This is a genomic window from Adlercreutzia equolifaciens DSM 19450 (assembly GCF_000478885.1).
In the GTDB taxonomy this organism is placed as follows: Bacteria; Actinomycetota; Coriobacteriia; order Coriobacteriales; family Eggerthellaceae; genus Adlercreutzia; species Adlercreutzia equolifaciens.
On record NC_022567.1, the window covers coordinates 1,974,908 to 1,999,291 of the forward strand.

Consider the following 24,384-nt stretch of genomic DNA (forward strand, 5'->3'; position numbering starts at 1 on the left):
AAAACGATTATAGCACAGGTTCACCCATCAGAACGCGGCGTCGAAGGGGGCGGTCACGATGATTTCACTTTGGCCGCGGGTGAGCTCGGTGAGCTTTTCCAGGAAGGAGGCCTGGGTGCCGTCGAGCATGCGGAAGGTGAGCAGGACGTTCTCGGCAAAGTCGCTCTCCTGCAGCTTCGCGCCGCAGGCCTCGGCCACCCGGCACAGCTGCTCGTACAGACTGTAGGGCACCTCCAGAACGATGTCGACGCAGACCGACACCGTGACGATGTCCGCCGCTTCGATGACCGCTTTCGTGGCGTCGGTATAGGCGCGCACCAGGCCGCCGGTGCCGAGCAGGATGCCACCGAAGTAGCGGGTGACGACCACGGCCACGTCCTCCAAACCCGCATGCTGGATAGCCTGGAGCGTCGGCATGCCCGCCGTTTTGGCCGGCTCGCCGTCGTCGGTGTAGCGCACACGTCCCCCGCGCAGCACGTAGGCGTACACGTTGTGGCGCGCCATGCGATGGGCCGCCTTCACCTCGGCGATGAAAGCGAGTGCCTCTTCCTCAGTGGCGACCGGCGCGATTTGCCCGATGAAGCGGCTCTTCTTCTCGACGATCTCGGCCTCGGCACGAGCGGCTATGGTTTTGTATGCGGCCACTACTCCCCCAGCTTCTCGGCGGCTTCGAACCATTCCAGCTCGAGGGCTTCTATTTGGGTTTCGAAGTCGGCGATTTCCTCTTGCATGGCGGTGAGCACCAGATAGTCAGATTGGTCGGCGGCGGCCATTTCCAGCTGCTTCTTCTCGATCTTGCCCTTCAGGGTCTCGATCTTCTTCTCGTTGGAGGTCATGAGCTTGCGCAGGGCGCGCTGCTCGCCGCCGGAGAGGACGGGGGCGCAAGAGGCGGCCGCATTCCCGGGATTGCTGGAGGTCGCGAGCGAGGGGCGACCAAGGTCGCCCCCTACGGAGCCGACCCCAGAGTCATTTCCGCGGCCGCCGCCGGCGCTCTTCGCGGCTTCGCGGTCGGCCTCTTCGGCGAGTTTCAGGTACTCGTCCACGCCACCGGGCAAATGGCGCACCTTGCCGTCGATGAGGGCGAACTGGTGGTCGGTCACGCGTTCCATGAGGTAGCGGTCGTGGGTGACGAGCAAGAGTGTGCCCGGCCAGCCGTCGAGCAGGCTCTCCACCGCCGCAAGCATATCGGTGTCCAGGTCGTTTCCCGGCTCGTCCAAGATGAGCACGTTCGGCTCATCCAGCAAAATGAGCATGAGCGCCAGCCGGCGCTTCTGGCCGCCGGACAGGTCGCACACCGGCTCGTTCTGGTCGTCCTTCGTGAACCCGAGCCGTTCCAAGAGCTGTCCCGGCGTCATCTCCTTGCCGTCGAGCATCGTGCGCCGCGAGTAGCGCGAGATCACCTGGCGCACCCGGTCGTCGCCGAGCTTGCGCAGCTCGTCCAAATGCTGCGACAGCACGGCGAACCGCACGGTCTGGCCGATTTTCACGCGCCCGGAATCGAGCGGCTGCAGCCCTTGGATGATGCGCAGAAGCGTTGTCTTGCCGATGCCGTTGGCGCCCACAATGCCGTAGCGATCGCCCGGGCCGATGATCCAGTCGACGTCGTCCAAGATGACGCGATCCCCGAAGCGCAGCGATGCGCCCTTAAGGTCGACCACTTGCTTGCCGAGACGCGCCATGGCCATGCGCTTGAGCTCCAGCTCGTTGCGCAAGGGCGGCACGTCGGCGATGAGCGCCTGGGCGGCGGCCACGTGGAACTTGGGCTTCGTAGCCCGCGCACGGGCGCCGCGGGAGAGCCACGCCAGCTCGCGGCGCAGGGCGTTCTGGCGCTTCTGCTCGGCCAAAGCCTCCAAGCGATCCCGTTCCACCCGCTGCATGATGTAAGCGGAGAAGCCTCCCTCGAAGGGCCAGACGCGCCGACCGTGCACCTCCCACATGGCCTCGCAGACCTCGTCGAGGAACCAGCGGTCGTGGGTCACCACGAGCAGCGCCCCCGCTCCGCGGCGCCAGCGGGTCTTCAAGTGCTCGGCGAGCCAGGTGATGGCGCGCACATCCAGGTGGTTGGTGGGCTCGTCCAGCATGAGCACGTCCCAGTCGCCGATGAGCAGCCGGGCCAGATCGACCCGCCGACGCTGGCCGCCGGAAAGGGTGCCCACCGTCGCATTCCAATCCACATCCTCGAGCAGCCCCGCGATAATGGCGCGAACCCGAGGGTCGCCGGCCCACTCGTATTCGGGGACATCCCCCACCACGGCCCGCTCCACGGTGTCCGCGTCGCGCAAATCGTCGCTCTGGCCGAGTACGCCCACCGAAACGCCGCGGGTGCGGATGACACGGCCGTCGTCCACTTCCACATCGCCCGAAAGCACCCGCAAAAGCGTGGATTTCCCATCGCCGTTCTGGCCCACGATGCCGATGCGAGCCCCCTCGTCCACCCCGAGGGACAGCCCCTCGAACACCGTCTTCGTGGGGAATTCCACGCTCACTTTTTCACAACCGAGAAGAAACGCCACCAAGGCCGCCTTTCACTTCCATTCGCTTCGGAGCAGATTATACGCTAACGGATTTTCCAAACGGCAACAATGAGCACCGCTAGCGAAAGCGCCGCCGACAGAGCGAAGGCCGCCCGATAGCCCCACACGGCCGCCTCCGCGCCGCCCACACCCGCCAGAGCCAGCGATGCGGGCACGCTTGCCACGAGCAGCATCATGAGCGCCGTGCCGAGCGAGGCGCACACCTGGCGGGCCGTGGCGAAAAAGACACTGCCGTCCATCGTGTTCGCGGGAAGCAAGCCCGAAAGACCCCAGGAATTCAACGGCCCCACGAGCGTGCTCACGCCCAAAGCGCGTACCGCTTGCATGGCCGTCAGCAGCCATAGCGGAGTCGCTGCATCCACGAACATCATGGAGGCCGCACCAACGACGAGCAGTACGGCGCCCGTCACCGTAACCGCGCGTGCGCCCACCCGATCGGTGAGCAGGCCAGCTAGCGGATTCAGGAACAGGGCTATCACCGTAGCCGGCACGAACACGATGCCGGCATCGAGCGCCGAGAGCCCACAGATGCCCTGCACGAACAAGGGAACGATGAGCGTGATGCCCATGAACGAGGCGAACAGGCAGTTCTGGGCCACGAATGCCGCCCGGTACTGGCGAGCGCGAAACACGCCCAGATAAATAAGCGGATGGGAAATACGGTTCTGCCGCACGAGGAACGCGGCCACGCAGCAGGCACCGCTCAGCGCCGGCACCCACACGCCCTCGCTGGACAGCGGCATGTTCGCCGCATTCGATGCCGCCAAGAGCAGCCCGCCGAAACCGAGCGTGGAAAGCGCCAGCGACGGCACGTCCAGCACGGCGCCGGCACTGCCATCTCCCTCCTCGCGCACCAACAGAGCGCAGGCCAACGCGAGCAGCACCAAAATGCCGATTAGCAGCCCGTAGAAGCTGCGCCAGCCCCAGGAGTCTACGAGCGCGCCGCCGATGATGGGCCCGATGTTGGGGGCGAACCCCATGGCAATGCCGGCAATGCCCATGGTCGTGCCCGTGCGCTCTCTCGGAAAGCGCGTCATGGCCAGCGACTGCACGAGCGGCAGCGTGATGCCCGTAGCCACCGCCTGCAGCACGCGTCCCAGCACGAGCGTGAAGAAGGTTCGGGCAATCAGATCAACGGCTGAGCCCGCCAGAAAGAGCCCGAGGGCCAGACACACCAGGCGCTTGACCGACATACGCCGGGCGAGGAACGTCACCACCGGCACCGTAATACCCATAACGAGCATGTAGACCGTGGTCAGCCACTGCCCCTCGCCGGCATCGATGAAAAACTCCGCGCAAATGCCCGTGAGCATGGAGTTCGTAGCGGTTTGGGAAAGCGATCCTAACGCGCAGGTGATGACCACGATGGCGAACAGGGCGTAGGTGTGCCCCTTCTCGGAAAGACGCATGGGAGCTTCCGGCCCTCAGTTGAACCGCTGCTGGGTCTTTTCCAGCCCGTTGTCGATGAGCGAGAGCACCGCCTCAGCGCCCTGCGCCACCGCATGCTCGAAGGCCTCGGTATCGTCCTTGCTGCGGGGGCGCGAGAGCACCCAGTCGACCACGGGCTTTCGTCCCGGCGGCCTCCCGATGCCGATGCGCACCCGGAACCAATCGCGGGTGCCCAGCTTGTCGCAGATGGAGCGCAGCCCGTTATGGCCGGCATGTCCCCCGCCGAACTTCACCCGAATAGTGCCTGGGTCGATGTCCAGCTCGTCGTGGATGACGATGAGATGGTCGGGGGGCGCCTTGTGCGTCCGCATGAGCTTGCTCACCGGGCCTCCCGAGGTGTTCATGAAGCTCTGGGGCTTTACGAGCAGAAGCTCGTGGCCATGGCAGCTCGCCTTCCCCACGAGCGCCCCGCCCTCGTTCTTCCAGTAGCGCACGCCCAGCTCATCGGCCAGCGCATCCACCGTATCGAACCCGGCGTTGTGCCGCGTGTGCTCGTACTCCTCGCCCGGATTCCCCAGGCCCGCGATCATATACAACTTGTCACCTATTTCCGTCATTCATCTTTGGAAGAGTAGGCCCGAGTCCCCGGAGAGGGGGCCCGCGCGCAGTTCATTGAAGCGCAAAGAAAAAAGGCCCGAGACCCTCGGAGAGACCCGCGCTTCAATGCTGTTTGAGCACGGGCTTCCTCCCCGGGAACTCGGGTCGGACAGCCAAGCAGCTATTCGAACAATTTCCCAATAGAGCCGTTGTTGTACACCACATCGATGGTCTGCGCGAACAGCGGCGCGATGGAGAGCACCTTGATCTTGCCGGTCTGGCGCGCGAGCGGCACGGGCACGGCGTTGGTGACCACCACTTCCTCGATGCAGGAGTTCTCCAGACGCTCGTAGGCCGGGCCGGAGAACAGGCCGTGGGTAGCGCAGGCGTACACCTCGGCGGCGCCCTTGGCCTTCAGCGTGGCGGCCGCGGCCACAAGCGAGCCGCCCGTGTCGATCATGTCGTCGTTCAGGATGCAGATCTTGTCGGTCACGTCGCCGATAAGCGCGGTGATCTCGGCCTGGTTGTGCTTCGGGCGATCCTTGTGCATGATGGCGATGTCGCAATCGAGCGCCGTGGAGAACTTCTTCGCCGCCTTCGCGCGGCCCACGTCCGGCGAGACCACGCACAGACGCTCGGGGTCGAAACCCTTGTTGCGGAAGTAGTCCACGAAGATGGGCATGGCCGTCATGTGGTTCACGGGGATGTCGAAGAAGCCCTGGATGGCATCCTGGTGCAGATCCACCGTGATGATGTTGTCGATGCCGGAGACCTCGAGCAGATCGGCCACGAGCTTGGCCGTGATGGGCTCGCGCGGGGCGGCCTTGCGGTCCTGACGGGCGTAACCGTAGTGCGCGATGACCGCCGAGATGGAGCGGGCGCTTGCGCGCTTGGCGGCATCGGCCATGATGAGCAGCTCCATGAGGGCGTCGTTCACGTCGAAGGTCTCGCTCGCGCACACCGACTGGATGAGGAACACGTCGGCGCCGCGGATGGACTCCTGGTAGCGGGCGTAGATCTCGCCGTTGGCGAACTTCTCGTGCTTGATGTTGCCGAGGTTCACGTTCAGGTACTTGGCGATCTCCTCGGCCAGCTCCGGATTCACCGAGCCGGAGAACAGGATCATGCGCTTGGTCATCTCGGTCATAGGGTGCGTCCCTTCTGCGACGGGTCTTTCAGCTTCGGTTATTGTAGTACGGCGCGCCGCTTCATGCGGGCTGAAGCGGCGCGACCGACTATTTCTTCTTCTCGATGGGGTGGGCCGCCACCCAGCCTTCTATCTCCTGCTGTCTGGCGCGGCCGAGGGCCAGCGCTCCCGGCGTCACGTCCTTAGTGATGGTGGAGCCAGCACCCACGTGCGCCCCGGCGCCGATGGTCACGGGCGCTACCATCATGGTATCGGATCCTACGAAGGCGCCGTCCTCGATGACGGTGGCGTGCTTGTTCGCGCCGTCGTAGTTGCAGGTGATGGAACCGGCGCCGATGTTCACGCCCTCCCCCATGGTGGTGTCGCCGATGTAGGACAGATGCGGCACCTTCGAGCCCTTGCCAATGGTAGATTTCTTGATCTCCACGTGGGTGCCGGCCTTGGCGCCCTCGCACAAGTGCGCCGCCGGACGCAGGTAGGCGCGCGGACCGCAGGTGGCGCCGTCATCGATGAGCGCCTCCACCGCCACGGTCTCGTCGATGCGGCAGCCGCACCCGACGCGCGTGTCGGTCAGGCGGCTGTTCGGGCCCACAACACTGTCCTCGCCGATCGTCGTCTTACCCAGCAGCATGACGTTGGGCAGAAGCTCCACGTCGGGGGCGATCTCCACCTCGGGGCCGATGTAGGCCGTGGCCGGATCCCACATCGTGACGCCAGCGGCCATGTGCGCGTCGTTGATGCGCCGCTGCATGACGCGGGTCGCTTCGGCCAGCTGGTCGCGGGAGTTCACGCCCAGGCACTGCTCCGCATCGCTCGTCTTATAGGCGAGCACGGGCCGCCCGGCGGCGCGGCTGATGGCCAGCACGTCGGTAAGATAGAACTCGCCCTGGGCGTTGTCGGAGTTCACCTGGGAAAGCGCGTCGAAAAGGGCGCGGGCGTCGAAGCAGTAGACGCCGGAGTTGCACTCGGTGATGGCCGCTTCCTCGGGGCTCGCGTCCTTCTGCTCGACGATGCGGGCCACCTCCCCGGCGCCGTCGCGCACGATGCGGCCGTAGCCGAAGGGGTTTTCAAGCTCCATGGTAAGCACGATGACCGCCGCGTTGTGCTCCTCGCGCAGAGCCGCCATCTGGCGAATGGTCTCGGGCTGAATGAGCGGGGAGTCGCCGGAGAGCACCACGACGGCGCCGTCGAAGCCGGCCAGGGCATCGGCGGCGGCCAGCACCGCATCCGCCGTGCCGCGCTGGGCCTCCTGCACGACGACCTCGGTATCGCCTTCCACCAAAGGGATCACCTGGTCGCGCATATGCCCCACCACGGTGACGACCCTATCGGCGCCCGCCTCCTTGGCCGCTTCCACGACCCACCGCACGAGCGGGCGGCCCAGCACCTCGTGAACCACCTTCGGCTTCTTCGACTTCATACGGGTACCGGCCCCCGCGGCCAAAATAATCGCAGCAGTTTCCATGAAACGCCTTTCTATAGCTATACGTGCGCTCGTTCGCGCCCATTTCCAATTGGCCTAGTATAGCGCAAGGAGCCTATAATCGAGCAGGTCGACACTAGGGAAAGGAGGCGACCATGGCCCAAGGATTGGATGCGCTGACCCGTGAAGAACTGGTCGAGCTTTTGGAAATCACCGCGAAGGACCTCATCGCGCTGGACGGAACATGGTTCCAATCGCTGGAACGCGAGCAGGGCATGGACACGGCCATGGAGCACGACCGTGCTGCCTGGCGACGCTTCGTGCCCAGCGAGGCCCGACGGCTGAAGAAGCTGCTCGGCCTTTCGGATAGATGCGGACTTGAGGGACTCGCCGAGGCGCTGCCTTTGCGCTGCACCTCACTGGCAAACGAATGGGAGATTTGCCGGGAAGACGACGGCTCTCTCGTCTTCCGCATCACCGACTGCCGCGTGCAGAACGCCCGCGCGCGCAAGGGGATGGAGTTCCACCCCTGCAAGAGCGTGGGCGAACTGGAGTACGCCGGCTTCGCCGCCGCCCTGGACGACCGCATCCGCTGCGAGTGCGCAAGCTGCTTTCCCGACGTCACCGACAACACCTGCAACTGCGCCTGGCGCTTCCGGATGGAGGGGTAGACCGCGCCCCCTTCTACTTGAACCGTTTCAGCAGAAGGGAGTTGCTGACGACGCTGACGCTGGAGAGGGCCATGGCGGCGCCGGCGAGGGCCGGGGCGAGGATGCCCACGGCGGCCAGCGGGATCATGATGCAGTTGTAGATGAGCGCCCAGAACAGGTTCTGCTTGATCTTGCGCATGGTGGCCTTCGACAGGCGCAGGGCCACGATGAGGTCGGACAGGCGGTTGCGCATGAGTACCACGCTTCCGGCATCCAGGGCCACATCGGTGCCCGAGGCCAGCGCCACGCCGATGTCGGCGGCGGCCAGCGCCGGGGCGTCGTTGATGCCGTCGCCCACGAAGGCCACGACTGTCTTCGCGCCGGCGGCCGCATCCTGGGCGGCGCTCGCGGGCGACTCGAGGGGCACCGGCTCGGCAGGAATGCCCATGTCGGGGTCGGAGGCGGCCATGAAGGCGGGGTCGGTCGCTTCCATTTCCAAAATGCGCTCGTCGTCCTTCTCGGTATCGCGGGCCTCGGCGGCGGCCTTGCCGAGCATGGAGACGTCGGCGGCGCCCCGCACGGCGCGCACGCAATCGGCCTTCTCGAGCGGTTTCACACCGGCGAACACGTGGTCGGGCGCGATGCCCACCTCCTCGGCGATGGCCCGGGCCGTGGGCGCCGCGTCGCCGGTGACCATGTAGGAGGTCACGGCGAAGTCGCGGGACAGCTCGCGCACCGTGGCCGCCGCGTCCGGCTTGGGCTCGTCGCGGAACTGGATGCGGCCCGCAGGCACGCCGTCGATGGACACGAGCGAGCCCGAGGCCCCGGCCCCATCACCCTCGGCCTTCCCGACGCCCACGAACACCTCGTGGCCTTCCACGACGCCGCGCACGCCCTCGCCGACGACGGCCTCGAAGGACTCAGCCGCGGGCAGCGGCGCCAGGTCGCGCCCGGTTGCATAGGCCACGACGGCGCGGGCCAGGGGATGCTCGCTCTTCGCCTCCAGAGCGGCGGCCAGACGCAGGGCGTCATCGGGAACATCGCAGGCCACAACGACCGGCTCGCCCTGCGTAAGGGTGCCCGTCTTGTCGAAGACGGCCGCCGTGAGGTTGCCCATGGTCTCCAGCACGGTGCCGTCCTTGATGAGCACGCCGAGCTGGGCGCCCTTCCCCATACCCACGGTGAGCGCCGTGGGGGTCGCAAGGCCCAGCGCGCAGGGGCACGCCACGCAGATGACGGCGATGGCCGGCATGAGCGCCTGCACCAGGCGGCCGTCGGGGCTAGCCGGCACGAGGAAGAACCACACGCCGAACACAGCAAGCGCGATCAGCAGGATGGCGGGCACGAACACCGCCGCGATGCGGTCAGCGATGCGCTGGATGGGGGCTTTGGTGCCCTGGGCGTCTTCCACGGCGCGCACGATGCGGGCCAGCGTGGAATCGGCGCCCACGCGCAGGGCGCGCACGGTTACCGCACCAGTGGTGTTCTGGGTGCCGCCGGTCACCGCGTCGCCTTGGGCCTTCACCACGGGCAGCGTCTCGCCGGTCAGCATGGACTCGTCCACTTCCGTGGCGCCTTCCACCACCACACCATCGACCGGCATCTTCTCGCCCGGCCGCACGAGCACCGTGTCGCCGGCCACCACCTGGGCCAGCGGCACCTCGCGCTCCTCGCCGCCGCGGACCACCCGCGCCGTTGGCGGGGTGAGGTTCATGAGCGACTCGATGGCCTGGTTCGTGGCGCCCTTGGCGCGGCTTTCCAGCATCTTGCCAAACAGCACGAAGGTGATGAGCATGGCACAGGTCTCGAAATAGGGCATGCCGTCGTTGATGGCGAGCGCCGCATGGCTTTCCCAATCCCCCGTGATCACCGGCAAAAACGTGATCCACAGCGAGAACAGAAACGCAATGGAGGTACCGAGCGCCACGAGCACATCCATGTTCGCCGAGCCGCCCTTAAGGGAGCCCCACGCGCCCTTGTAGAACCGCGCGCCGCAACCGAACTGCACCGGGGCCGTAAGCGCCAGCAGCAAGAGGTTCGCCGCGAACATGGCCTGCACATGGGTGGGCTCGGGCACGAACAGCCCCGCCAGGGCCGCGCCCACCCCCATGTGCCAGCCGGGAATCATGCCGATGGCCACGATGATCACCGTGAGCACGGCCGCCACGCCGAACACCTTGCGATCGCGGCGGCCCCGGGCGGCCTCGCGGGCGCGGCGCTTCTCGTCCACGAGCGGTGCGTCCTCGGGAATGATCTCGGCCGTGAAGGACAAGTTGTCGAAGACGGCGAGCATGTCGTCCACGCTGGCCTGGGCCGGGTCGAACACCACGCGCCCCGTGTTGTTGGCCAGGTTCACCGCCACATCGACGACGCCGGGCGTGGCGCGGTAGTGCTTCTCGATGTTGGCCGCGCAGTTCGCGCAGTGCATGCCGTCGATGGCCAGACGCAGGTTGGCCCAGGGCGCTTCGCCGTCGTGCTGCGGCGCCTCTTGCCGAGTCGTCTCCTGCTGTATCGTCTCCTGCTGGATTGTCTCTCGTTGGGGCATAGCTTGCCTTCCTTACTTCGAGAAGCGGCTCATGAGCGCCATCACTTCGTCGATCACCTCGTCGTTGCCGGCGCGCACCTCTTCCACCACGCAGGTGCGCATATGCTCGGCCAGCACCATCTCCGACACGCGCCGCACCGCCGCCTCGGCGGCGGCCAGCTGGGTGAGCACATCCCCGCAATAGCGGTTGTCCTCGATCATGGCCTTCACGCCGGTAAGCTGCCCGATGGCCCGGTTCAGCCGCTTCTGCATATCCGCCTGCAGCTCGGTGCTGCGCGGTGTGTTCTTGTGCCGGCAGGGGCAATCGGGCACGTGGCCCGTTCTACCTGCACCAGTCTTGGCCGCCGCCTGGGCCGCCCCGGCCTTCGGCATTGTCTGCGCCGTCCCTTCCCCGCTGCATGCTTTCTCGTTCTTCATAGCATTCCTTCGCTCATAGCTCCGGCTTTCATTCTCGAAAAAAAACTTATACCCCTAGGGGGTATTTTCGTCAAGCAGGAAAAACCGCAGTCAACGAAGACCCACGATTTTGCATGAGATTGACGGTTATGAGCGTCTGGAGAATCTAAGTTCACTCGAAATTGTCAATTATCGTTAATTCTAATCACTATAGCTGCCCTTCAGACGCTCATAACCGTCAATCTCATGCAGCGACAGGAGCCTTCATCGACTAAGCGAGACGAGATGAAGCGCGAAGCGGCCATTACCGAAAAGGCCGATCGGAATCGGTTCCCATAGAAGTGGAGCGCGACCGCTCTTATCGAACGGGGCTCAGACACGTTTCCTCCGGCAGAGCGGCACGAGCCCACACGGGGCCTCTTTCGGCACAGACGCAGGGAACTAGGCAACAAAAGGCCCCGCAACCTGATGGCTGCGGGGCCCCAGTTCTGCTGAAACGCGACGGGCGCTTACAGCGAGTCGATGTAAGCAACCAGGTCGCCCACGGTGACAAGCCCCTCGGGCTCGCCGAAGTCGACCTCGCAGGCCTCCTCCAAGTCGCAGATGAGCTCGACCATGTCCAGCGAGTCGATGCCGAGGGACTCGAAGGTCGCCTCGGTGGTGACGGTGGCGGGGTCGATGTCGAGGTTGCTCTCGAGAACGCCGGCGATGGTGTCGATAGTGGCCATGAACTAATCCTCCTTTTGGGTGAGCAGACCGTAGCCGCCGTCCTCGCGGCGGTACAGGATGTGCACCAGGTTGGTGTCGCGATCAGTGTACGCGAAAAAGTCGTGACCCAGCAGATCGATCTGGATGAGCGCCTCTTCTTCGGTCATGGGCGTGAACTCCGTCTCCTTGCGGCGGATGATCTCGTCCTCGGACAGCTCGTCCATCAGACGGTCGAGATCCAGCTCGCTCTCCGGGTGGGCGTCCTCGTGGGCGTAGTCGACGATGCGCTCGGTGGCGCGAACCTTCTTGTCCAGCACGCGGGTCTTGTACTTGCGCAGCTGGCGGGCGACCTTGGCGGCAGCCACGTCGATGGCGGCGTACATGTCCTCTTCGCTTTCCTCCACGCGCACGATGTGGCCCTTGACGCGGACGGTAACCTCGCAAATAGCCGGCAGCGGGTTGGCCGGGTTCTTCTCGGTGTAAAGAACAATTTCCGTGGAGACGGTGTCGGCGTCCACAGCCTTGATCGCGTTACCGACCTTCTCCTCAGCGTACTGACGAAGGGCGTCGGTGACGGGCATTTTGCGTCCGGACACGGTGATCGTCATGATTTCCACCTCTTTTACCTCGTTGCTTGCACAATCAGCGTGGAAGGCGCGAGCCCGCTGGGGCACCTGAGCGCACCATGCGTAAAACGCACCCTTCCAAACTGGAAAAAACAGCATAGCGCACTTTTCGCTAGATTGACCGAGCAATTTGAGGTTGCAAGAAAACGATTGCCGTCTGAGGACTGTTTTCGGAATGCAGCGCCTTTGAAGTCGAACGGTTCTCGTTTTCGTGTGAAAAAGGCTGCTACGGGGACTTTACAGATAGGGATTTTCGCTGAAGCGAAAGGGAAAGCGGTTACAATTAACGGATATCTGTGAAGCCGTCTTGCTCGCAGGCGGCTGAGTCGGTAAGAGAAATTGAGGATGTAAGGCATGGAACCCACTGCGAAGAATCCCGATCCGCATCATATCTTCATTGATGAAGTCCAGGGGCATCAGCGTCGCTGGTTGAAAGTCATCCAATTTACGAGTTCGTCCACGAAGGCGGCGGCCATCATGCTGGCGGCGGCTATTGTGGCCCTCGTTATCGCGAACTCGCCGTTCTTCGAGCCCTTTGAGGAGTTCTGGCACACCCATGTAGTGGTGGGCGTCGGCGGCTTTATCGGCGAGATGTCGCTGGCCCATATCATCAACGACATCTTCATGGCGGTGTTCTTCCTGCTCGTAGGGTTAGAGATCAAATACGAGATGACCGTCGGCGAGCTCACGAACATCCGCCAGGCGGCGCTGCCCATCATCGCGGCCTGCGGCGGCGTTCTGGCCCCTATCGTCATCTACTCCATCTTCAACGCCACCAACCCTGAGACCTCCCACGGCTGGGGCGTGCCGACGGCGACCGATATCGCCTTCGCCTTGGGCATCATGGCGCTGCTCGGCAACCGCGTGCCCAACGGCGTGCGCGTGTTCCTCTCCACCTTGGCCGTGGCCGACGACATCATCGCCATTCTCGTCATTGCCATCTTCTACGGCCAGAGTCCCTCGCTCATGTGGCTTGCCATCGCTGCGGCCATTCTCGTGGTGCTCGTACTGATGAACCGGGCGCACGTGTACGCCCTGACGCCTTACATGCTGGTGGGTTGCCTGTTGTGGTTCGCGGTGTTCATGTCCGGCGTCCATTCCACCATCGCCGGCGTGCTGCTCGCCTTCACGATCCCCACGGGGTCGCGCGTCGATCTGCAGAAGTTCATGACCTGGTCGGGCGACCGGGTTCGCGAGGCGCGCGCCGCCTATGTGGAGACCGAGCCGGTGACGCTTCAGAAGGATTACATGTTCACCGTCACCCGGCTCTCCAGTGTTGCTCGTCAGGTGGTACCCCCGGCCACGCGCTTGGAGCATATGCTGTACCCGTGGGTGTACTTTGCCGTGCTGCCCCTGTTCGCGCTGACCAACGCCGATGTGAGCTTCCTTGGCGGCGATGTTCTCGCCATGGTCTCGAGCCCGGTGTTCTTCGGCGTGTTCTTCGGATTGCTTCTGGGCAAGCCCATCGGCATCCTGCTCTTCAGCTTCTTGACGGTGAAGCTGAAGATCGCCAACCTGCCCGATCATGTTAACTGGATCCATATGCTGGGTGCCGGCATCCTGGGCGGCGTGGGCTTCACCATGGCCATCTTCGTGGCGAACCTCGCCTTCCCCGAGGCCGTGCTCATCGCCGATGCGAAGATCGGCATTCTGTCGGCCTCGCTTCTGGCCGGCGTGATCGGCTTCCTCTTCCTGTTCATGCAGGCGAAGGCGGCCGAGCGCCAGGGCATCTCGTACGTGTCCGCCTCGCTGGATGAGGTGGTGCGCCAAACGGCCGGGGAAGAGGCCGCCGACATGGCCGACGACGTGGTTCTCGGCTGCGGCGACGAGGATCTGGTCGACGATGTGCGCGAGGTGCTGGAAGCCGAGGGCGGCGTGGCGGAGTTCGTCGTGCACGAGATCCGCGACGAGGCCGAGGCCGAGGAAGCCGAGGACGTCACCGGTACGCGGCCCTAGGGGACGCGTCGGTCCGCGGGCTTTTCGTACTTTCGGAGGGCGCTCTTTCGGGGGCGCCCTTTTTCATGCATCAAGTCGTTTTCGCAAACAGCAAGCTCGCTACAACGCGCCCATGAGATCGGCGATGGCGTAAAGGGTGCCGAAGGCGACGACGCAGCCTTCCGGGCCGGCGGCGGCGCGGGCTGCGCGCAGGGCATCGGCGGGAGCGCCGCACGTGCGCACGGGCACGTCATCGGCCCGGCCCTCTTCCACCATAATCTCGCGCACGCAAGCCGCCAGCTCGTCGACCGCCAGGGCGCGAGGGCTTTTCGGGGCGTACACCGAGAAGCTGCGGGCCCACGGCGCCACGGCGCGCACCATGGCCGGGTAGTCCTTGTCGGCCAGCACGCCCAAAGCAAAATCGACCGAGGCGCGTCCCTCCTCCCCCAGAAGATCGGCGAGCGAGGCGGCCAGGGCCTCGGCCCCCTGGGGGTTGTGACCACCGTCCACAACGGTAAGCGGCGCGGTATCCACCACTTCGAAACGGCCGGGCCAACGGGCGGAGGCGATGCCCGCGAAAGCGGCCTCGTCGGAGATGGCCCACCCGCGCCCGCGCAGCACGTCGACCGCCGTGAGGGCCAGCGCCGCGTTGAAGGGCTGGTAGCTGCCGAGGAGACGCGTCTCGAACCCCCTCCCCTTCCACGAGAACCGGCGCAGGGCCGCTCCCGCGAGCGGCTCCACGGACAAGTCGCCGAAGTCGGGCACGAAAAGCTCGCAACCGCGCTCGGCGGCCACGACCTCGATGACCGCCATGGCCTCGCTCTCCTGGGGCCAGCTCACCACGGGCGCTCCCGCCTTCACGATGCCGGCCTTCTCGCCGGCGACGGCGCCCAGGGTATCCCCGAGCAAATCGGTATGGTCGAGCCCGATGCGGCAGATCACGCTCGCCTTGGGAGTCTCGATGACGTTGGTGGCGTCCAACCGCCCCCCGAGCCCCACTTCCAGCACCACGATATCGCAGCCCACGGCGCGGAAATGCTCGAAGGCCACCGCCGCCATGAGCTCGAACTCCGTAGGATGATCCCCGCACGCCGCCTCCACGGCCGCGGCCGCCGGGCGCACCGCCGCCACGGCCCGGGCGAGCTCCTCGCCCGTGATGTTCTCGCCGTTCACGCGGATGCGCTCCTCGAAGCAGAGGATGAACGGACTCGTGAACAGGCCCACCTTGTAGCCGGCCGCCTGCAGCACCGAGGCCACATACGCGCACACCGACCCCTTCCCGTTGGTACCCGCCACGTGCATGAAGCGCAACTCGTCCTGGGGGCGCCCCAAGCGCTCCAGCAGATCCACCATGCGCGAGAGCCCCAGGCGCGAGGCCTGCCATCGCGGGGTGTTTATCCAGGCAACGGGATCGAAGTGGCGCGCATCTTCCACGGCACGTTCTCCTTCAAGGACGCGGCTACCGTTTTCTTACAAACCCGGTAACCGATGGGGCATATCACGGCTCCATTCTATACTAGGTTCCGGGCACGAGAGGCCGCGCGACGAGAGGAGGAGCCATGGCAGCCATTTACGACCTGAACCGGCCGAATCCGCTGGCGACGCCCTGCGATGAGGAAAGCTGCAAGCCGCCCCTGGTCAAGATCCTCACCTCCCACGAGTTCAGCCAGCTCACGCATATCGCCCCGGAGGCGCGGGCAGAGCTGGCGGCGCTCGAGCTGGCGGCGGCCAACTTCGTCGAGCTGTACCCCTCCTACATCATCGGCTCGTTTTCGGTGCCGGACAAATCCGACCCCACGGGCGATCCGGACACCATGTCGTTCTACCTGGAAGCCGACCACCTCATCCTCATCGACGACGGCGACATCGCGCAGAAGACCCTGGACAAAGTGGCCGCCACGGGCATCCTCACGAAGCCCACCACCTCGCATACCCTGTACGCCTTCATGAAGACGCTCATCGCCGACGATTTCAGCTGGTTCTCCTCCATGGAAGACGCCATGGAAAGCCTCGAGGACGCCATGATCGGCCACCATGCCGACATCTCGTCGCAGACCATCATGAGCTACCGGCGCGCCGCCATGCGCATGGGCTCCTACTACCAGCAGATCGGCGTCATGGCCGACCTCATCGCCGACAACGAGAACAAGGTCATGAGCCGCGAGGAAGCCCGCACCTTCGGGCACATCACCACCCACGCGAATCACCTGTCCGACCGCGCCGACATGCTGCGCGAGTACAGCCTGCAGCTTTACGAGCTGCATCAGACGCAGATCGACTTGAAGCAGAACTCCACCATGCAGATTCTCACCATCGTCACGGTGATGTTCGCGCCGCTCACGCTCGTCACCGGCTGGTTCGGCATGAACCTCACCGTGCTGCCGGGACTCGATTGGCCTTATATGGCGGCCACGATCATCACCCTGGCCCTGGTCATGATCGTGGTGATGGTGCTGTTCTTCAAGCGGAAGAGATGGCTTTAAACCTCGCCGCGCAGCAGCTCGCCTAAGGTGGCGAAGTCGTTTTCCAAGGCCTCGCGCTTCTTGCTGTCGTAGAGCGCGGCCGCGGGGTGGAAGATGGGGAACACCTTGAAGCGCCCCGCCCGCTGCAGCGTGCCGTGCAGGCGCGTGATGCCCACATCGGTTTTCAGGATGAACTTCGTGGAGAAGTTGCCCAGCGTGACGATGTACTCCGGGTTGATGGTGCGCGTCTGCTCGCGCAGAAACGGCGTGCAGGCCTGAATTTCCTCGGGACGCGGATCGCGGTTGGAAGGGGGACGGCACTTCAGCACGTTGGCGATGTAGACGTCCTCGCGGGACAGCCCGGCGATGGCCAGAAGTTCGTTGAGGTACTTGCCGGCGGCGCCCACGAAAGGCTCGCCCTGCAAATCCTCGTTCTTGCCCGGGGCCTCGCCGACGATGAGCACCCGGGCCTCGGGATTGCCCACGCCGAACACCGTCTGCGTGCGGCCATCGCACAAGGGGCAGCGGCGGCAGGCGGCCACTTGGGCTTGCAGGTCTTCTAGCGGAATGTGGGGGTGCTCCATCGGGCGTCCTTCTTTCTTGAATTCCTTTTTGGGACTCACCTCGGGCGAGCGCCGGGAGGGGGTGCCGTGCTCAAACAGCATTCTATGGCATTTCCCGCCGAGAGTCGCGGCATTTTCGTATGCCATAGAATGAACTGCGCGCGGCACCCCCTCCCGGCGCTCGCTGCGCATTGCTGTTTTTTCAACCTGCTGCACAGACTTGGTACTCGCTGCGCATCGCCTTCTATACGTACAGCCTCGGCAAGCGAGAGCAGCCGAAGCCGATGGCCACCTCGTGCTGGATGGTGCCCAAGGTCTCAGCCATCTGGTCGATGGTGACCGAGGCCTCGCCCTGCTCCCCTACGATGATCACCTCGTCGCCGATCTGCGGATCGATGTCGTTGCGCTGGCGCAGGTTCACTTCGAACATGGACTGGTCCATGCAGATGTTGCCCACCTGGTGGAAGCGGCGGCCGGCCAGCAGCACGTCGATACGACCGGAAAGGCCCCGGCGGAAGCCGTCGGCGTAGCCGATGGGCATGGTGCAGATTTTCACGGCGCCGGGGCTGCGGTAGTTCAGGCCGTAGCTGACGCCCTCGCCCACCGGCAGCGTCTTCACATCGGTGATGCGGGCCTTCACGCTCATGGCCGGCTTCAGATCGATCATCGGGTAGGCCTCGGGGCACGGGTAGAATCCGTACAGCGAAATGCCGAGGCGCACCATGTCCAGCTGCACCTCTGGGTAGCGGATGGCGGCCGCGGAGTTCGCCGCGTGCACGATGCCCGGGTTGATGCCGGCCGCGCGCAGGGCGTTCACGGCTTCCGAGAAGCGCTTGACCTGACGCTCGAAGTCGATGGTGCCGGGGCAGTCGGCCGTGGCGAAGTGGGTGAAGGTGCCCACCAGATCGAGCGCCCGATGGAACGATATCTGTCGCGCGAATTCCACGACCTCGTCCCAACGCACGCCGATGCGGTTCATGCCCGTGTTCACCTTCAGATGGAAGGGCGCGGACACCCCGAAGGCGTCGGCGGCCTCGGCGTAGCGGATGGCGAACTCGGCGGTGTAGACCGCCGGCATGATCTTGTAGGCCAGAAGCAGCGGGATGGCCGTAGCCGGGGGCTCGCCCAGAATGAGGATAGGGGCGTTCACGTAGGCCTCGCGCAGGGCGATGGCCTCGTCCACCGTGGCCACGCCCAAGTACTCGGCCCCGGAGTTCAGCGCCGTTTTGGCGCACTGCACGGCGCCGTGGCCGTAGCCGTCGGCCTTCACCACGGCCATGAGCCGGGTACCCGGATTCAGGCGCTGCTTCACGGCCGAGGCGTTGTGACGGATGGCGTTCAGGTCGATCTCCACCCAGGCCCAGCGCCGATCCACCTCGGGAATGCGGGCGAGCTTGTCCGGATCGAAGCGCGGAGCGCCGGCAGCCGCCGTGCCCTGCTCGGCGAAGCGCAGCACGTCGCTGGCCGCCGAGGACAGCTGGGACAGGGGGCGTGCTCCGGCCCCGCGAGCTGCCACATCTAAGCCGCCCTCGGCAGCGATATTCGCGCCGGCGCGCTCGGCGCCGGCCGGCGACCAAGCCTCGGCCAGATTGCGGGCCTGGGCCTGCTTGCGCGCCGCGAACGGCGTGTCGTCGTACCGCGAGCCGCGCAGGGCGTCGCCCGCGGACACGAAGTTCGGGTCGCGGTGCGAAAACCCCGTGAACCCATTGGGAAGATCAGTCATAGTGCTACCGCCTCAAACAGCCGCGCCCTATCGAGCGCGGCCGCATCTAGAACACGTTCCTCATGAAGTATAGCGCAGACCCGACGCACGGGAACGCGCTCTTTTGGCATGGGGCAAAGACTTCCGACCGCGAGAACCCAGTCCCAGAAAGCCATACGGCAAGCGCATCCGCAGCCAACCCTCCATCGCGACTTCGAAGCCAAAGGCCCTTGCGTACCCGCTGCCTTACCCGAGTTCGCCCCGGGCCGCGGCGGCGGCGAGTTTCTCCGAGAGATCCTTCTGCGTGCTATGGCCCTCGCCGGCCATCATCTTCACGGCATGGGGCAGCGCCTCCACGATACCTTCCCAGTTCTCGGTGGCCGCCTTAGTGGAGCCGGGCAGGTTGATGATGAGCGTGTGCCCGCGCTGGGCGCAGATGGCGCGCGAGAGCATGGCGAAGGGCGTGATGGCGACACTGTGGGCGCGCATGGCCTCAGCGATGCCGGGCACCTCGCGGTCGGCCACGTCGCGGGTGGCCTCGGGGGTCACGTCGCGCAGCGAGAGACCCGAGCCACCGCAGGTGAGCACGATGTCGGCGTCGGTGTTGTCGCAGGCGTCGATGAGCGCGCCGGCGATGAACGGGCGCTCGTCCATTTCCACAACGCGGCGGACGCACTCCCAACCCTGCTCGGCAATGAGCTGCTCCAGCTTCTGCCCCGCCTCGTCAGTTTCCAAAGTGCGGGTATCGGAGCACGTGATGATGGCGAATTTGATGGTCATGGCTTCTCCTAGAGAACGACTTCTTCCGGAATATCGAGCAGCAGGCAATCGACGATGGAGCCCGCAGGTTGAGGCTCGATGCCCTCGGGCATGACGGCCAGACAGTTGGTCTTCTGGATGGGGCCGAACAGCCCCGAGCTCTGGTTCTTGGCCGGCGTCACCTCATAGCCCTCGGCGGTGCGCGTCAGGTTCGCCCGCAGGTAGATGCGGCGCGGGTCGCGGTTCTTCTCGTCGGCAGTGAGGCGCGCCTTCACGACGGGATGATCCATGAAGCGGTAGCCCTGCATGGTGCGCAGCGCCGGGCGGATGAGCATTTGGAAGCCCACGTAGGCGGCCGCCGGGTTGCCGGGCAGGCCGAAGACGGGCGTGCCCTCCACGATGCCGAAGGTCTGGGCCTTGCCGGGACGCATGTTCACCGTGGTCATCAGAAGCTCGCCGAGCTCGGCCACCACCGGCTTGATGAAGTCGAAGTCGCCGTTGGCGGCGCCGCCCGTGGTGACGACGAAGTCGTACTCGCGGGCCGCTTGCGCCACGGCGTCGCGCAGGGCCTCGAAGGTGTCCTGGACGATGGGGAGCATATGGGCCTCGGCGCCGGCCTCCCGGGCGCAGGCGGCCATGGCGTAGCTGTTGGAGTTGCGGATCTTACCGGGGCCGGGCACCTCGGAGGGCGGCACGAGCTCGCTGCCCGTGGCAATGACGGCCACGCGCGGTCGGCGGTAGACGGGCACCTCCAGCACGCCGCAACCGGCCAGAAAGCCGACGCCGGCGGCGGTGAGCACATCGCCCGCCTCCACGACCACATCCCCCGCATGGGCTTCCTCGCCGGCGGCGCGAATGTTGGAGCCCACTTTCGTCGGGGCCGAGAACGACACCACCGAGCCGGGTTTGCCGTCGCCTTCCACCACGCCCACGATCTCGTACTTCACCACGGCATCGGCGTCGGCAGGCAGGCAGGCGCCGGTCATGATGCGCACGCACTCGCCTTCCCCGATGGTTCCCTCGAACACGTCGCCGGCGCCGATTTCGGCGATGGCCCGCAGCATCGCGGGACTCTCCTCGGCGGCATCGGCAATCTCGGCGGCGCGCAGGGCGAAGCCGTCCATGGCCGAGTGCGCGAAGGGCGACACGTCGATGTCGCTTGTCTGGTCGGCCGCCACCACACGCCCGACAGCGTCCAGCAGCTCCACCGTTTCCACGGGCAACTTCTCCACAGCCCCGCACACGAGCGCACGGGCCTCTTCCAACGGAATCATTTCTCTCACAGGATCGGTCCTTCCCTTCCACGCCACCACACCACCGCGCTGCAGCAATGCCGCGGCCGCGGAATCCAACCGTCGTCATTTCACTGGGAATCATTATAACTATTGCAGGATAACCGCGACTAAAAAGAGCGACGTTTTCACCTTCGATCCAAGCCGGGCACGCGACGGTCGCCCCTTCCGTGTCTGCGACAAGCCAACCGAGCTTCGGCATCTTCCGCCCTCAAGAAGCTAGCATCCCGCAAAACCGTCTCATACCCCCTTCGTGCAGAAAAAAGTGCGATTGTGCGAGTCGAAAACCCCCGAAGATCTTCTTCGTGCAGAGTAAAGTGCGATCGTGCGAGTATTTGATCCCCCAGAACTCGCACGATCGCACTTTTTCCTGCACGAAACCGATGATTTTGTTTTCTAGAAAGGCGAACGCGTCCTCAAGCGAATCTCGGCTCCCGTTCTAATCGCCGAACTGCATACGGTAGTAGCGGGCGTAGACGCCGTCGCGGGCCAGCAGCTCGTCGTGGGTTCCCTGCTCAAGCACGCGGCCGTCCTCCATCACGGCGATGAGGCTCGCGTTGCGAATGGTGGACAGGCGGTGCGCGATGGTGATGGTGGTGCGCCCGCGGGAGAGCTCAGCCAGCGACGCCTGGATGGCGCGCTCGCTCTCGTTGTCGAGCGCGCTCGTGGCCTCGTCCAAAATGAGGATGCGCGGGTCGCGCAGGAACACGCGCGCGATGGAGATGCGCTGCTTCTGACCGCCGGACAGCCGCGCGCCGCGCTCGCCCACGAGCGTGTCGTAGCCGTCGGGCAACGAGCAGATGAACTCGTGGATGTTGGCCTTGCGCGCCGCTTCCTCGATTTCGGCCTGGGTGGCGCCGGGGCGGCCGTAGGCGATGTTCTCCCCCACCGTGCCGCCGAACAAGTACACGTCCTGTTGCACGATGCCGATGGCCTCGCGCAGGCTTACCAACGACACGTCGCGCACGTCCACGCCGTCGATGGTCACCGCGCCGCCGGCCACGTCGTAGAAGCGGGGCAGAAGCGAGCAGGTGGTGGTCTTGCCGCCGCCCGAGGGCCCCACGAGCGCCACCGAGGTGCCGGCGGGGATGGAAAGCGTGAGCCCGTCGAGCACCGGGTGGGTGCCATCGTAAGAGAACGTCACGTCGCGGTAATCCACAGCGCCGCGCACCTCGCCGCCGCAGGCCTCGGCCAAGGTGGGCGCGCCGGGCTTGGTGGCCACGTCGGGCCGCTCGGCCAACACCTCGATGAAGCGGCGGAAGCCCGCGTAGCCCTTCTGCAGAGTCTCGGTGAAGTTGATGAGCTGCTCTACCGGTGCCATGAAGATGCCCACGTACAGGGCGTAGATGGCCAAATCGGTCACGGCGAGCGTTCCGGCGGCCACGAAGTAGCCGCCGCCCACCACGACGATGGTGTACAGAAGCCCCGTGAACAGCGAGTTCAGCCCGTGGAAGGCGCCCATGAACTTGTAGGAGCGGTTCTTCGTGTCGAGGAACGCCTCGTTGGCCGCGCGGAACTTCTCGCGCTCGGCGTCCTCGCCGCCGAAGGACTTCACGACGCGGATACCGCCGAGGGAATCCTGCACCGCGGCGTTGATGCCGGCCATGCGCTCGCGGTTCTCGCGGAATATGCGGCGGCGCCAATAGTTCAGCGCGAAGGACAGCGCTGCCATGACGATGGTGACGACGAGCATAATGGCGGTGAGCGGCCCGTTGATCATGAACAGCAGCACGAAGGAGCCGACGATCTTGAGCGTGCAGATGAACAGGTTCTCCGGCCCGTGGTGTGCGAGCTCCGATATGTCGAACAGATCGGTGGTGATCTTCGACATCATGACGCCGGTGTTGTGGCGGTCGTAGTAGCCAAAGGAGAGGCGCTGGTACTGCTCGAACAGATCGCGCCGCATGTCGGCCTCCATGCGCGCGCCCATGACGTGGCCCCAGTAGGTGATGAACCACTGGCAGCCCGTGCGCGCGGCGTACAGCGCGATGAAGAGCAGCGCGATGAGCCCGAGGCTACCCAAGATGACCGAGGGCGACTCGGTGAAGAACTCGCGGGTGAAGAAGTTCAGCAGCTGCGGAAAGGCCAGATCAACCCCAGCCAAAATGCAGGCGGCCACGAGATCGGCGAAGAAGAGCGCCTTGTAGGGCTTGTAGTAGCCAACGAACCGCCGCAGCACCTCGGCGGCGGCGACGTCGGCGTGTGTTTCCTTGGATGTGTCGATAGCAGTAGCCATAGGCCCATTCTAGCCCTCTGGGAATAATTTCGATGCCGAAGTCATCACGCTTTCACAACCCTTCGACGAATCACCGCTCCCCGTCCTCCCTGCATGAGATCTCTTGCATGCGCAACTTCACATTCCTTGGGAACCAGCGGCCGAAGCGCTACAATGGCCTCAGCCAACCAGAGAAAGAAGGCGACTATGCCCTTTACGCCCACGCCCTACACGCCGCCCGACTTCACGCTCCCCCATCTCGTCGCCGCGCCCGACGTGACGCTCGTGCCCGCGCCGAAGGATTTCGTGGCCCCGGAGGGCTACCACGCCATGTCCATTTATCCGGAGTATCTGAAGATCAGCGGCCAATGGACGCTCGCCCGCGATTCCCGCATGGATTGCGTGGCCGTCGTGGAAGGCGACGACGTGTTCGTGCGCGAGTTCCGTCACATCCGCGCTGGAGACCTCATCGCCTGCGGGCGCACCGAAAACGGTGAGGAGGGCATTCTCGTCTACACCGACGGCTTCCGCGGGCTGGCGACGGCCGAGGACGGCGCCCCGCATCCGGGCGGCCACGACAACTTCGCCTTCCGCCTGGGCCGCTCCCGCGAGACCGCGTTCTCGCGGGACTATGACGAGCTCTACGAGCTTCTGCGCCACGACCGCGACCACGGTTCCATCGTATGGGTCATGGGGCCGGCCTTCACCTTCAACGGATTCTCGCGCGACGCCTTCGCGAAGATCATCGACGCCGGCTATGCCGATGCGGTCTTCGCCGGCAACGCCCTGGCGACCCATGATTTGGAAGGCGCCTACTTCCACACGTCCCTCGGCCAGGACATCGACACCCAGGAGAACCGCCCCAACGGCCACTACCACCACCTGGACACCATCAACCGCGTGCGTTACTGGGGATCCATCGAGCGGTTCATCGAAGAAGAGGGCGTGCGCGACGGCATCATGAACGCGCTCGTGCGCAACGGCGTGCCCTACGTGTTGGCCGGATCCATCCGCGACGACGGCCCCTTGCCCGGCGTGTACGGCAACGCCTACGAGGCGCAGGACGCCATGCGCGACCACATCCGCAGCGCCACCACGGTCATTTGCATGGCCACCATGCTGCACACCATCGCCACGGGGAACATGACCCCTTCCTACCGCGTGCTGGCCGATGGCACCATACGCCCCGTGTACTTCTACTGCGTTGACATCGCCGAATTCGCCGTGAACAAGCTGGTGGATCGCGGCAGCCTCGCCAGCCGCGGCATCGTCACCAACGTCCAGGACTTCATCGCCAACATCGCCAAGGGCTTGGGGCTTTTGGGTTAAAAGGTTGCGCAACATCGATCCTCCCCTAGGAAAGAAAATCCGCGCGCGCCGCCGTTTTTCTTTCCGCCTCGGCAGAAGACCTGCCCCAGGCGCTGCTTTCCCTTCTCTTTCG

20 protein-coding genes are annotated in these 24,384 nt (G+C 65.1%); 4 read left to right on the forward strand and 16 right to left on the reverse strand.

Annotated elements, in window-relative coordinates:
* Positions 1–27: 27 nt before the first annotated feature.
* From AEQU_RS07820 to glmU, 6 genes are all read right to left on the reverse strand, one after another.
* The gene (locus AEQU_RS07820) at positions 28–645 is read right to left on the reverse strand and encodes a YigZ family protein (RefSeq protein ID WP_022740383.1); all 618 of its coding nucleotides are present in this window, start codon (positions 643–645) and stop codon (positions 28–30) included.
* Entirely contained in the window at positions 645–2,513 is a 1,869-nt protein-coding gene (locus tag AEQU_RS07825) for an ABC-F family ATP-binding cassette domain-containing protein (RefSeq protein ID WP_022740384.1), read from the reverse strand. Before AEQU_RS07825 ends, AEQU_RS07820 begins: the two co-directional genes overlap by 1 nt.
* A 44-nt stretch (positions 2,514–2,557) precedes the next feature.
* Positions 2,558–3,943 carry an MFS transporter gene (locus AEQU_RS07830; RefSeq protein WP_022740385.1) on the reverse strand — a complete coding sequence of 462 codons (1,386 nt, stop codon included), beginning with the start codon at positions 3,941–3,943 and terminating at the stop codon, positions 2,558–2,560.
* Between the two features lie 15 nt (positions 3,944–3,958).
* The gene (gene pth, locus AEQU_RS07835) at positions 3,959–4,519 is read right to left on the reverse strand and encodes an aminoacyl-tRNA hydrolase (RefSeq protein WP_041715268.1); all 561 of its coding nucleotides are present in this window, start codon (positions 4,517–4,519) and stop codon (positions 3,959–3,961) included.
* 182 nt (positions 4,520–4,701) lie between these two features.
* The gene (locus AEQU_RS07840; RefSeq protein ID WP_022740387.1) at positions 4,702–5,667 is read right to left on the reverse strand and encodes a ribose-phosphate diphosphokinase; all 966 of its coding nucleotides are present in this window, start codon (positions 5,665–5,667) and stop codon (positions 4,702–4,704) included.
* An 88-nt stretch (positions 5,668–5,755) separates the two neighbouring features.
* Positions 5,756–7,132, reverse strand: a complete 1,377-nt coding sequence (gene glmU / locus AEQU_RS07845) for a bifunctional UDP-N-acetylglucosamine diphosphorylase/glucosamine-1-phosphate N-acetyltransferase GlmU (protein WP_022740388.1) — start codon at positions 7,130–7,132, stop codon at positions 5,756–5,758.
* A 113-nt stretch (positions 7,133–7,245) separates the two neighbouring features.
* Here glmU and AEQU_RS07850 point away from each other — a divergent pair, with 113 nt between their 5' ends.
* Positions 7,246–7,761: a DUF6125 family protein gene (locus tag AEQU_RS07850; protein WP_022740389.1), complete on the forward strand. Its 516-nt coding sequence runs from the start codon at positions 7,246–7,248 to the stop codon at positions 7,759–7,761.
* 13 nt (positions 7,762–7,774) lie between these two features.
* Here the strand turns inward: AEQU_RS07850 and AEQU_RS07855 are convergent, their stop codons facing one another.
* The 4 genes from AEQU_RS07855 to hpf form a co-directional block, all read right to left on the reverse strand.
* Positions 7,775–10,285, reverse strand: coding sequence for a heavy metal translocating P-type ATPase (locus AEQU_RS07855; RefSeq protein WP_022740390.1), 2,511 nt, complete (start codon positions 10,283–10,285; stop codon positions 7,775–7,777).
* 12 nt (positions 10,286–10,297) lie between these two features.
* A complete protein-coding gene (locus AEQU_RS07860) occupies positions 10,298–10,702 on the reverse strand; it encodes a metal-sensing transcriptional repressor (protein ID WP_022740391.1) in 405 nt (134 codons plus the stop codon).
* Between the two features lie 488 nt (positions 10,703–11,190).
* Entirely contained in the window at positions 11,191–11,409 is a 219-nt protein-coding gene (locus AEQU_RS07865) for an acyl carrier protein (protein WP_022740392.1), read from the reverse strand.
* A 3-nt stretch (positions 11,410–11,412) separates the two neighbouring features.
* The gene (gene hpf, locus AEQU_RS07870) at positions 11,413–11,997 is read right to left on the reverse strand and encodes a ribosome hibernation-promoting factor, HPF/YfiA family (RefSeq protein WP_022740393.1); all 585 of its coding nucleotides are present in this window, start codon (positions 11,995–11,997) and stop codon (positions 11,413–11,415) included.
* Positions 11,998–12,369: 372 nt separating this feature from the next.
* Between hpf and nhaA the strand changes: the two genes are divergently transcribed.
* A complete protein-coding gene (nhaA, locus tag AEQU_RS07875) occupies positions 12,370–13,971 on the forward strand; it encodes a Na+/H+ antiporter NhaA (protein ID WP_022740395.1) in 1,602 nt (533 codons plus the stop codon).
* A gap of 99 nt (positions 13,972–14,070) precedes the next feature.
* On the opposite strand, the gene AEQU_RS07880 is transcribed toward nhaA, so the two are convergent.
* The gene (locus AEQU_RS07880; protein ID WP_022740396.1) at positions 14,071–15,384 is read right to left on the reverse strand and encodes a bifunctional folylpolyglutamate synthase/dihydrofolate synthase; all 1,314 of its coding nucleotides are present in this window, start codon (positions 15,382–15,384) and stop codon (positions 14,071–14,073) included.
* A 125-nt stretch (positions 15,385–15,509) separates the two neighbouring features.
* On the opposite strand from AEQU_RS07880, the gene AEQU_RS07885 reads away from it, so the two are divergent.
* Entirely contained in the window at positions 15,510–16,433 is a 924-nt protein-coding gene (locus AEQU_RS07885) for a magnesium transporter CorA family protein (RefSeq protein WP_022740397.1), read from the forward strand.
* On the opposite strand, the gene AEQU_RS07890 is transcribed toward AEQU_RS07885, so the two are convergent.
* The 5 genes from AEQU_RS07890 to AEQU_RS07910 all read right to left on the reverse strand — a co-directional run bounded on the left by AEQU_RS07890 (position 16,430) and on the right by AEQU_RS07910 (position 22,964).
* The gene (locus AEQU_RS07890; protein ID WP_041714628.1) at positions 16,430–16,996 is read right to left on the reverse strand and encodes a uracil-DNA glycosylase; all 567 of its coding nucleotides are present in this window, start codon (positions 16,994–16,996) and stop codon (positions 16,430–16,432) included. The genes AEQU_RS07885 and AEQU_RS07890 overlap by 4 nt on opposite strands.
* A 223-nt stretch (positions 16,997–17,219) precedes the next feature.
* A complete protein-coding gene (gene alr / locus AEQU_RS07895; protein ID WP_022740399.1) occupies positions 17,220–18,698 on the reverse strand; it encodes an alanine racemase in 1,479 nt (492 codons plus the stop codon).
* Between the two features lie 225 nt (positions 18,699–18,923).
* Positions 18,924–19,457 carry a MogA/MoaB family molybdenum cofactor biosynthesis protein gene (locus tag AEQU_RS07900; RefSeq protein ID WP_022740400.1) on the reverse strand — a complete coding sequence of 178 codons (534 nt, stop codon included), beginning with the start codon at positions 19,455–19,457 and terminating at the stop codon, positions 18,924–18,926.
* A gap of 8 nt (positions 19,458–19,465) precedes the next feature.
* The gene (locus AEQU_RS07905) at positions 19,466–20,719 is read right to left on the reverse strand and encodes a molybdopterin molybdotransferase MoeA (RefSeq protein ID WP_022740401.1); all 1,254 of its coding nucleotides are present in this window, start codon (positions 20,717–20,719) and stop codon (positions 19,466–19,468) included.
* A gap of 448 nt (positions 20,720–21,167) precedes the next feature.
* Positions 21,168–22,964, reverse strand: coding sequence for an ABC transporter ATP-binding protein (locus AEQU_RS07910; protein ID WP_022740402.1), 1,797 nt, complete (start codon positions 22,962–22,964; stop codon positions 21,168–21,170).
* Positions 22,965–23,150: 186 nt separating this feature from the next.
* Here AEQU_RS07910 and AEQU_RS07915 point away from each other — a divergent pair, with 186 nt between their 5' ends.
* Entirely contained in the window at positions 23,151–24,272 is a 1,122-nt protein-coding gene (locus tag AEQU_RS07915) for a putative NPN-dependent ornithine cyclodeaminase (protein WP_022740403.1), read from the forward strand.
* The last annotated feature ends 112 nt before the right edge of the window (positions 24,273–24,384 follow it).

Coding starts and splice junctions, on each gene's coding strand:
- AEQU_RS07830 (WP_022740385.1), bottom strand. CDS start 3,943: ATGCGTCTTTCCGAGAAGGGGCACACCTACGCCCTGTTCGCCATCGTG.
- AEQU_RS07840 (WP_022740387.1), bottom strand. CDS start 5,667: ATGACCGAGATGACCAAGCGCATGATCCTGTTCTCCGGCTCGGTGAAT.
- glmU (WP_022740388.1), bottom strand. CDS start 7,132: ATGGAAACTGCTGCGATTATTTTGGCCGCGGGGGCCGGTACCCGTATG.
- AEQU_RS07850 (WP_022740389.1), top strand. CDS start 7,246: ATGGCCCAAGGATTGGATGCGCTGACCCGTGAAGAACTGGTCGAGCTT.
- AEQU_RS07855 (WP_022740390.1), bottom strand. CDS start 10,285: ATGCCCCAACGAGAGACAATCCAGCAGGAGACGATACAGCAGGAGACG.
- AEQU_RS07860 (WP_022740391.1), bottom strand. CDS start 10,702: ATGAAGAACGAGAAAGCATGCAGCGGGGAAGGGACGGCGCAGACAATG.
- AEQU_RS07865 (WP_022740392.1), bottom strand. CDS start 11,409: ATGGCCACTATCGACACCATCGCCGGCGTTCTCGAGAGCAACCTCGAC.
- hpf (WP_022740393.1), bottom strand. CDS start 11,997: ATGACGATCACCGTGTCCGGACGCAAAATGCCCGTCACCGACGCCCTT.
- nhaA (WP_022740395.1), top strand. CDS start 12,370: ATGGAACCCACTGCGAAGAATCCCGATCCGCATCATATCTTCATTGAT.
- AEQU_RS07885 (WP_022740397.1), top strand. CDS start 15,510: ATGGCAGCCATTTACGACCTGAACCGGCCGAATCCGCTGGCGACGCCC.
- AEQU_RS07890 (WP_041714628.1), bottom strand. CDS start 16,996: ATGGAGCACCCCCACATTCCGCTAGAAGACCTGCAAGCCCAAGTGGCC.
- alr (WP_022740399.1), bottom strand. CDS start 18,698: ATGACTGATCTTCCCAATGGGTTCACGGGGTTTTCGCACCGCGACCCG.
- AEQU_RS07900 (WP_022740400.1), bottom strand. CDS start 19,457: ATGACCATCAAATTCGCCATCATCACGTGCTCCGATACCCGCACTTTG.
- AEQU_RS07910 (WP_022740402.1), bottom strand. CDS start 22,964: ATGGCTACTGCTATCGACACATCCAAGGAAACACACGCCGACGTCGCC.
- AEQU_RS07915 (WP_022740403.1), top strand. CDS start 23,151: ATGCCCTTTACGCCCACGCCCTACACGCCGCCCGACTTCACGCTCCCC.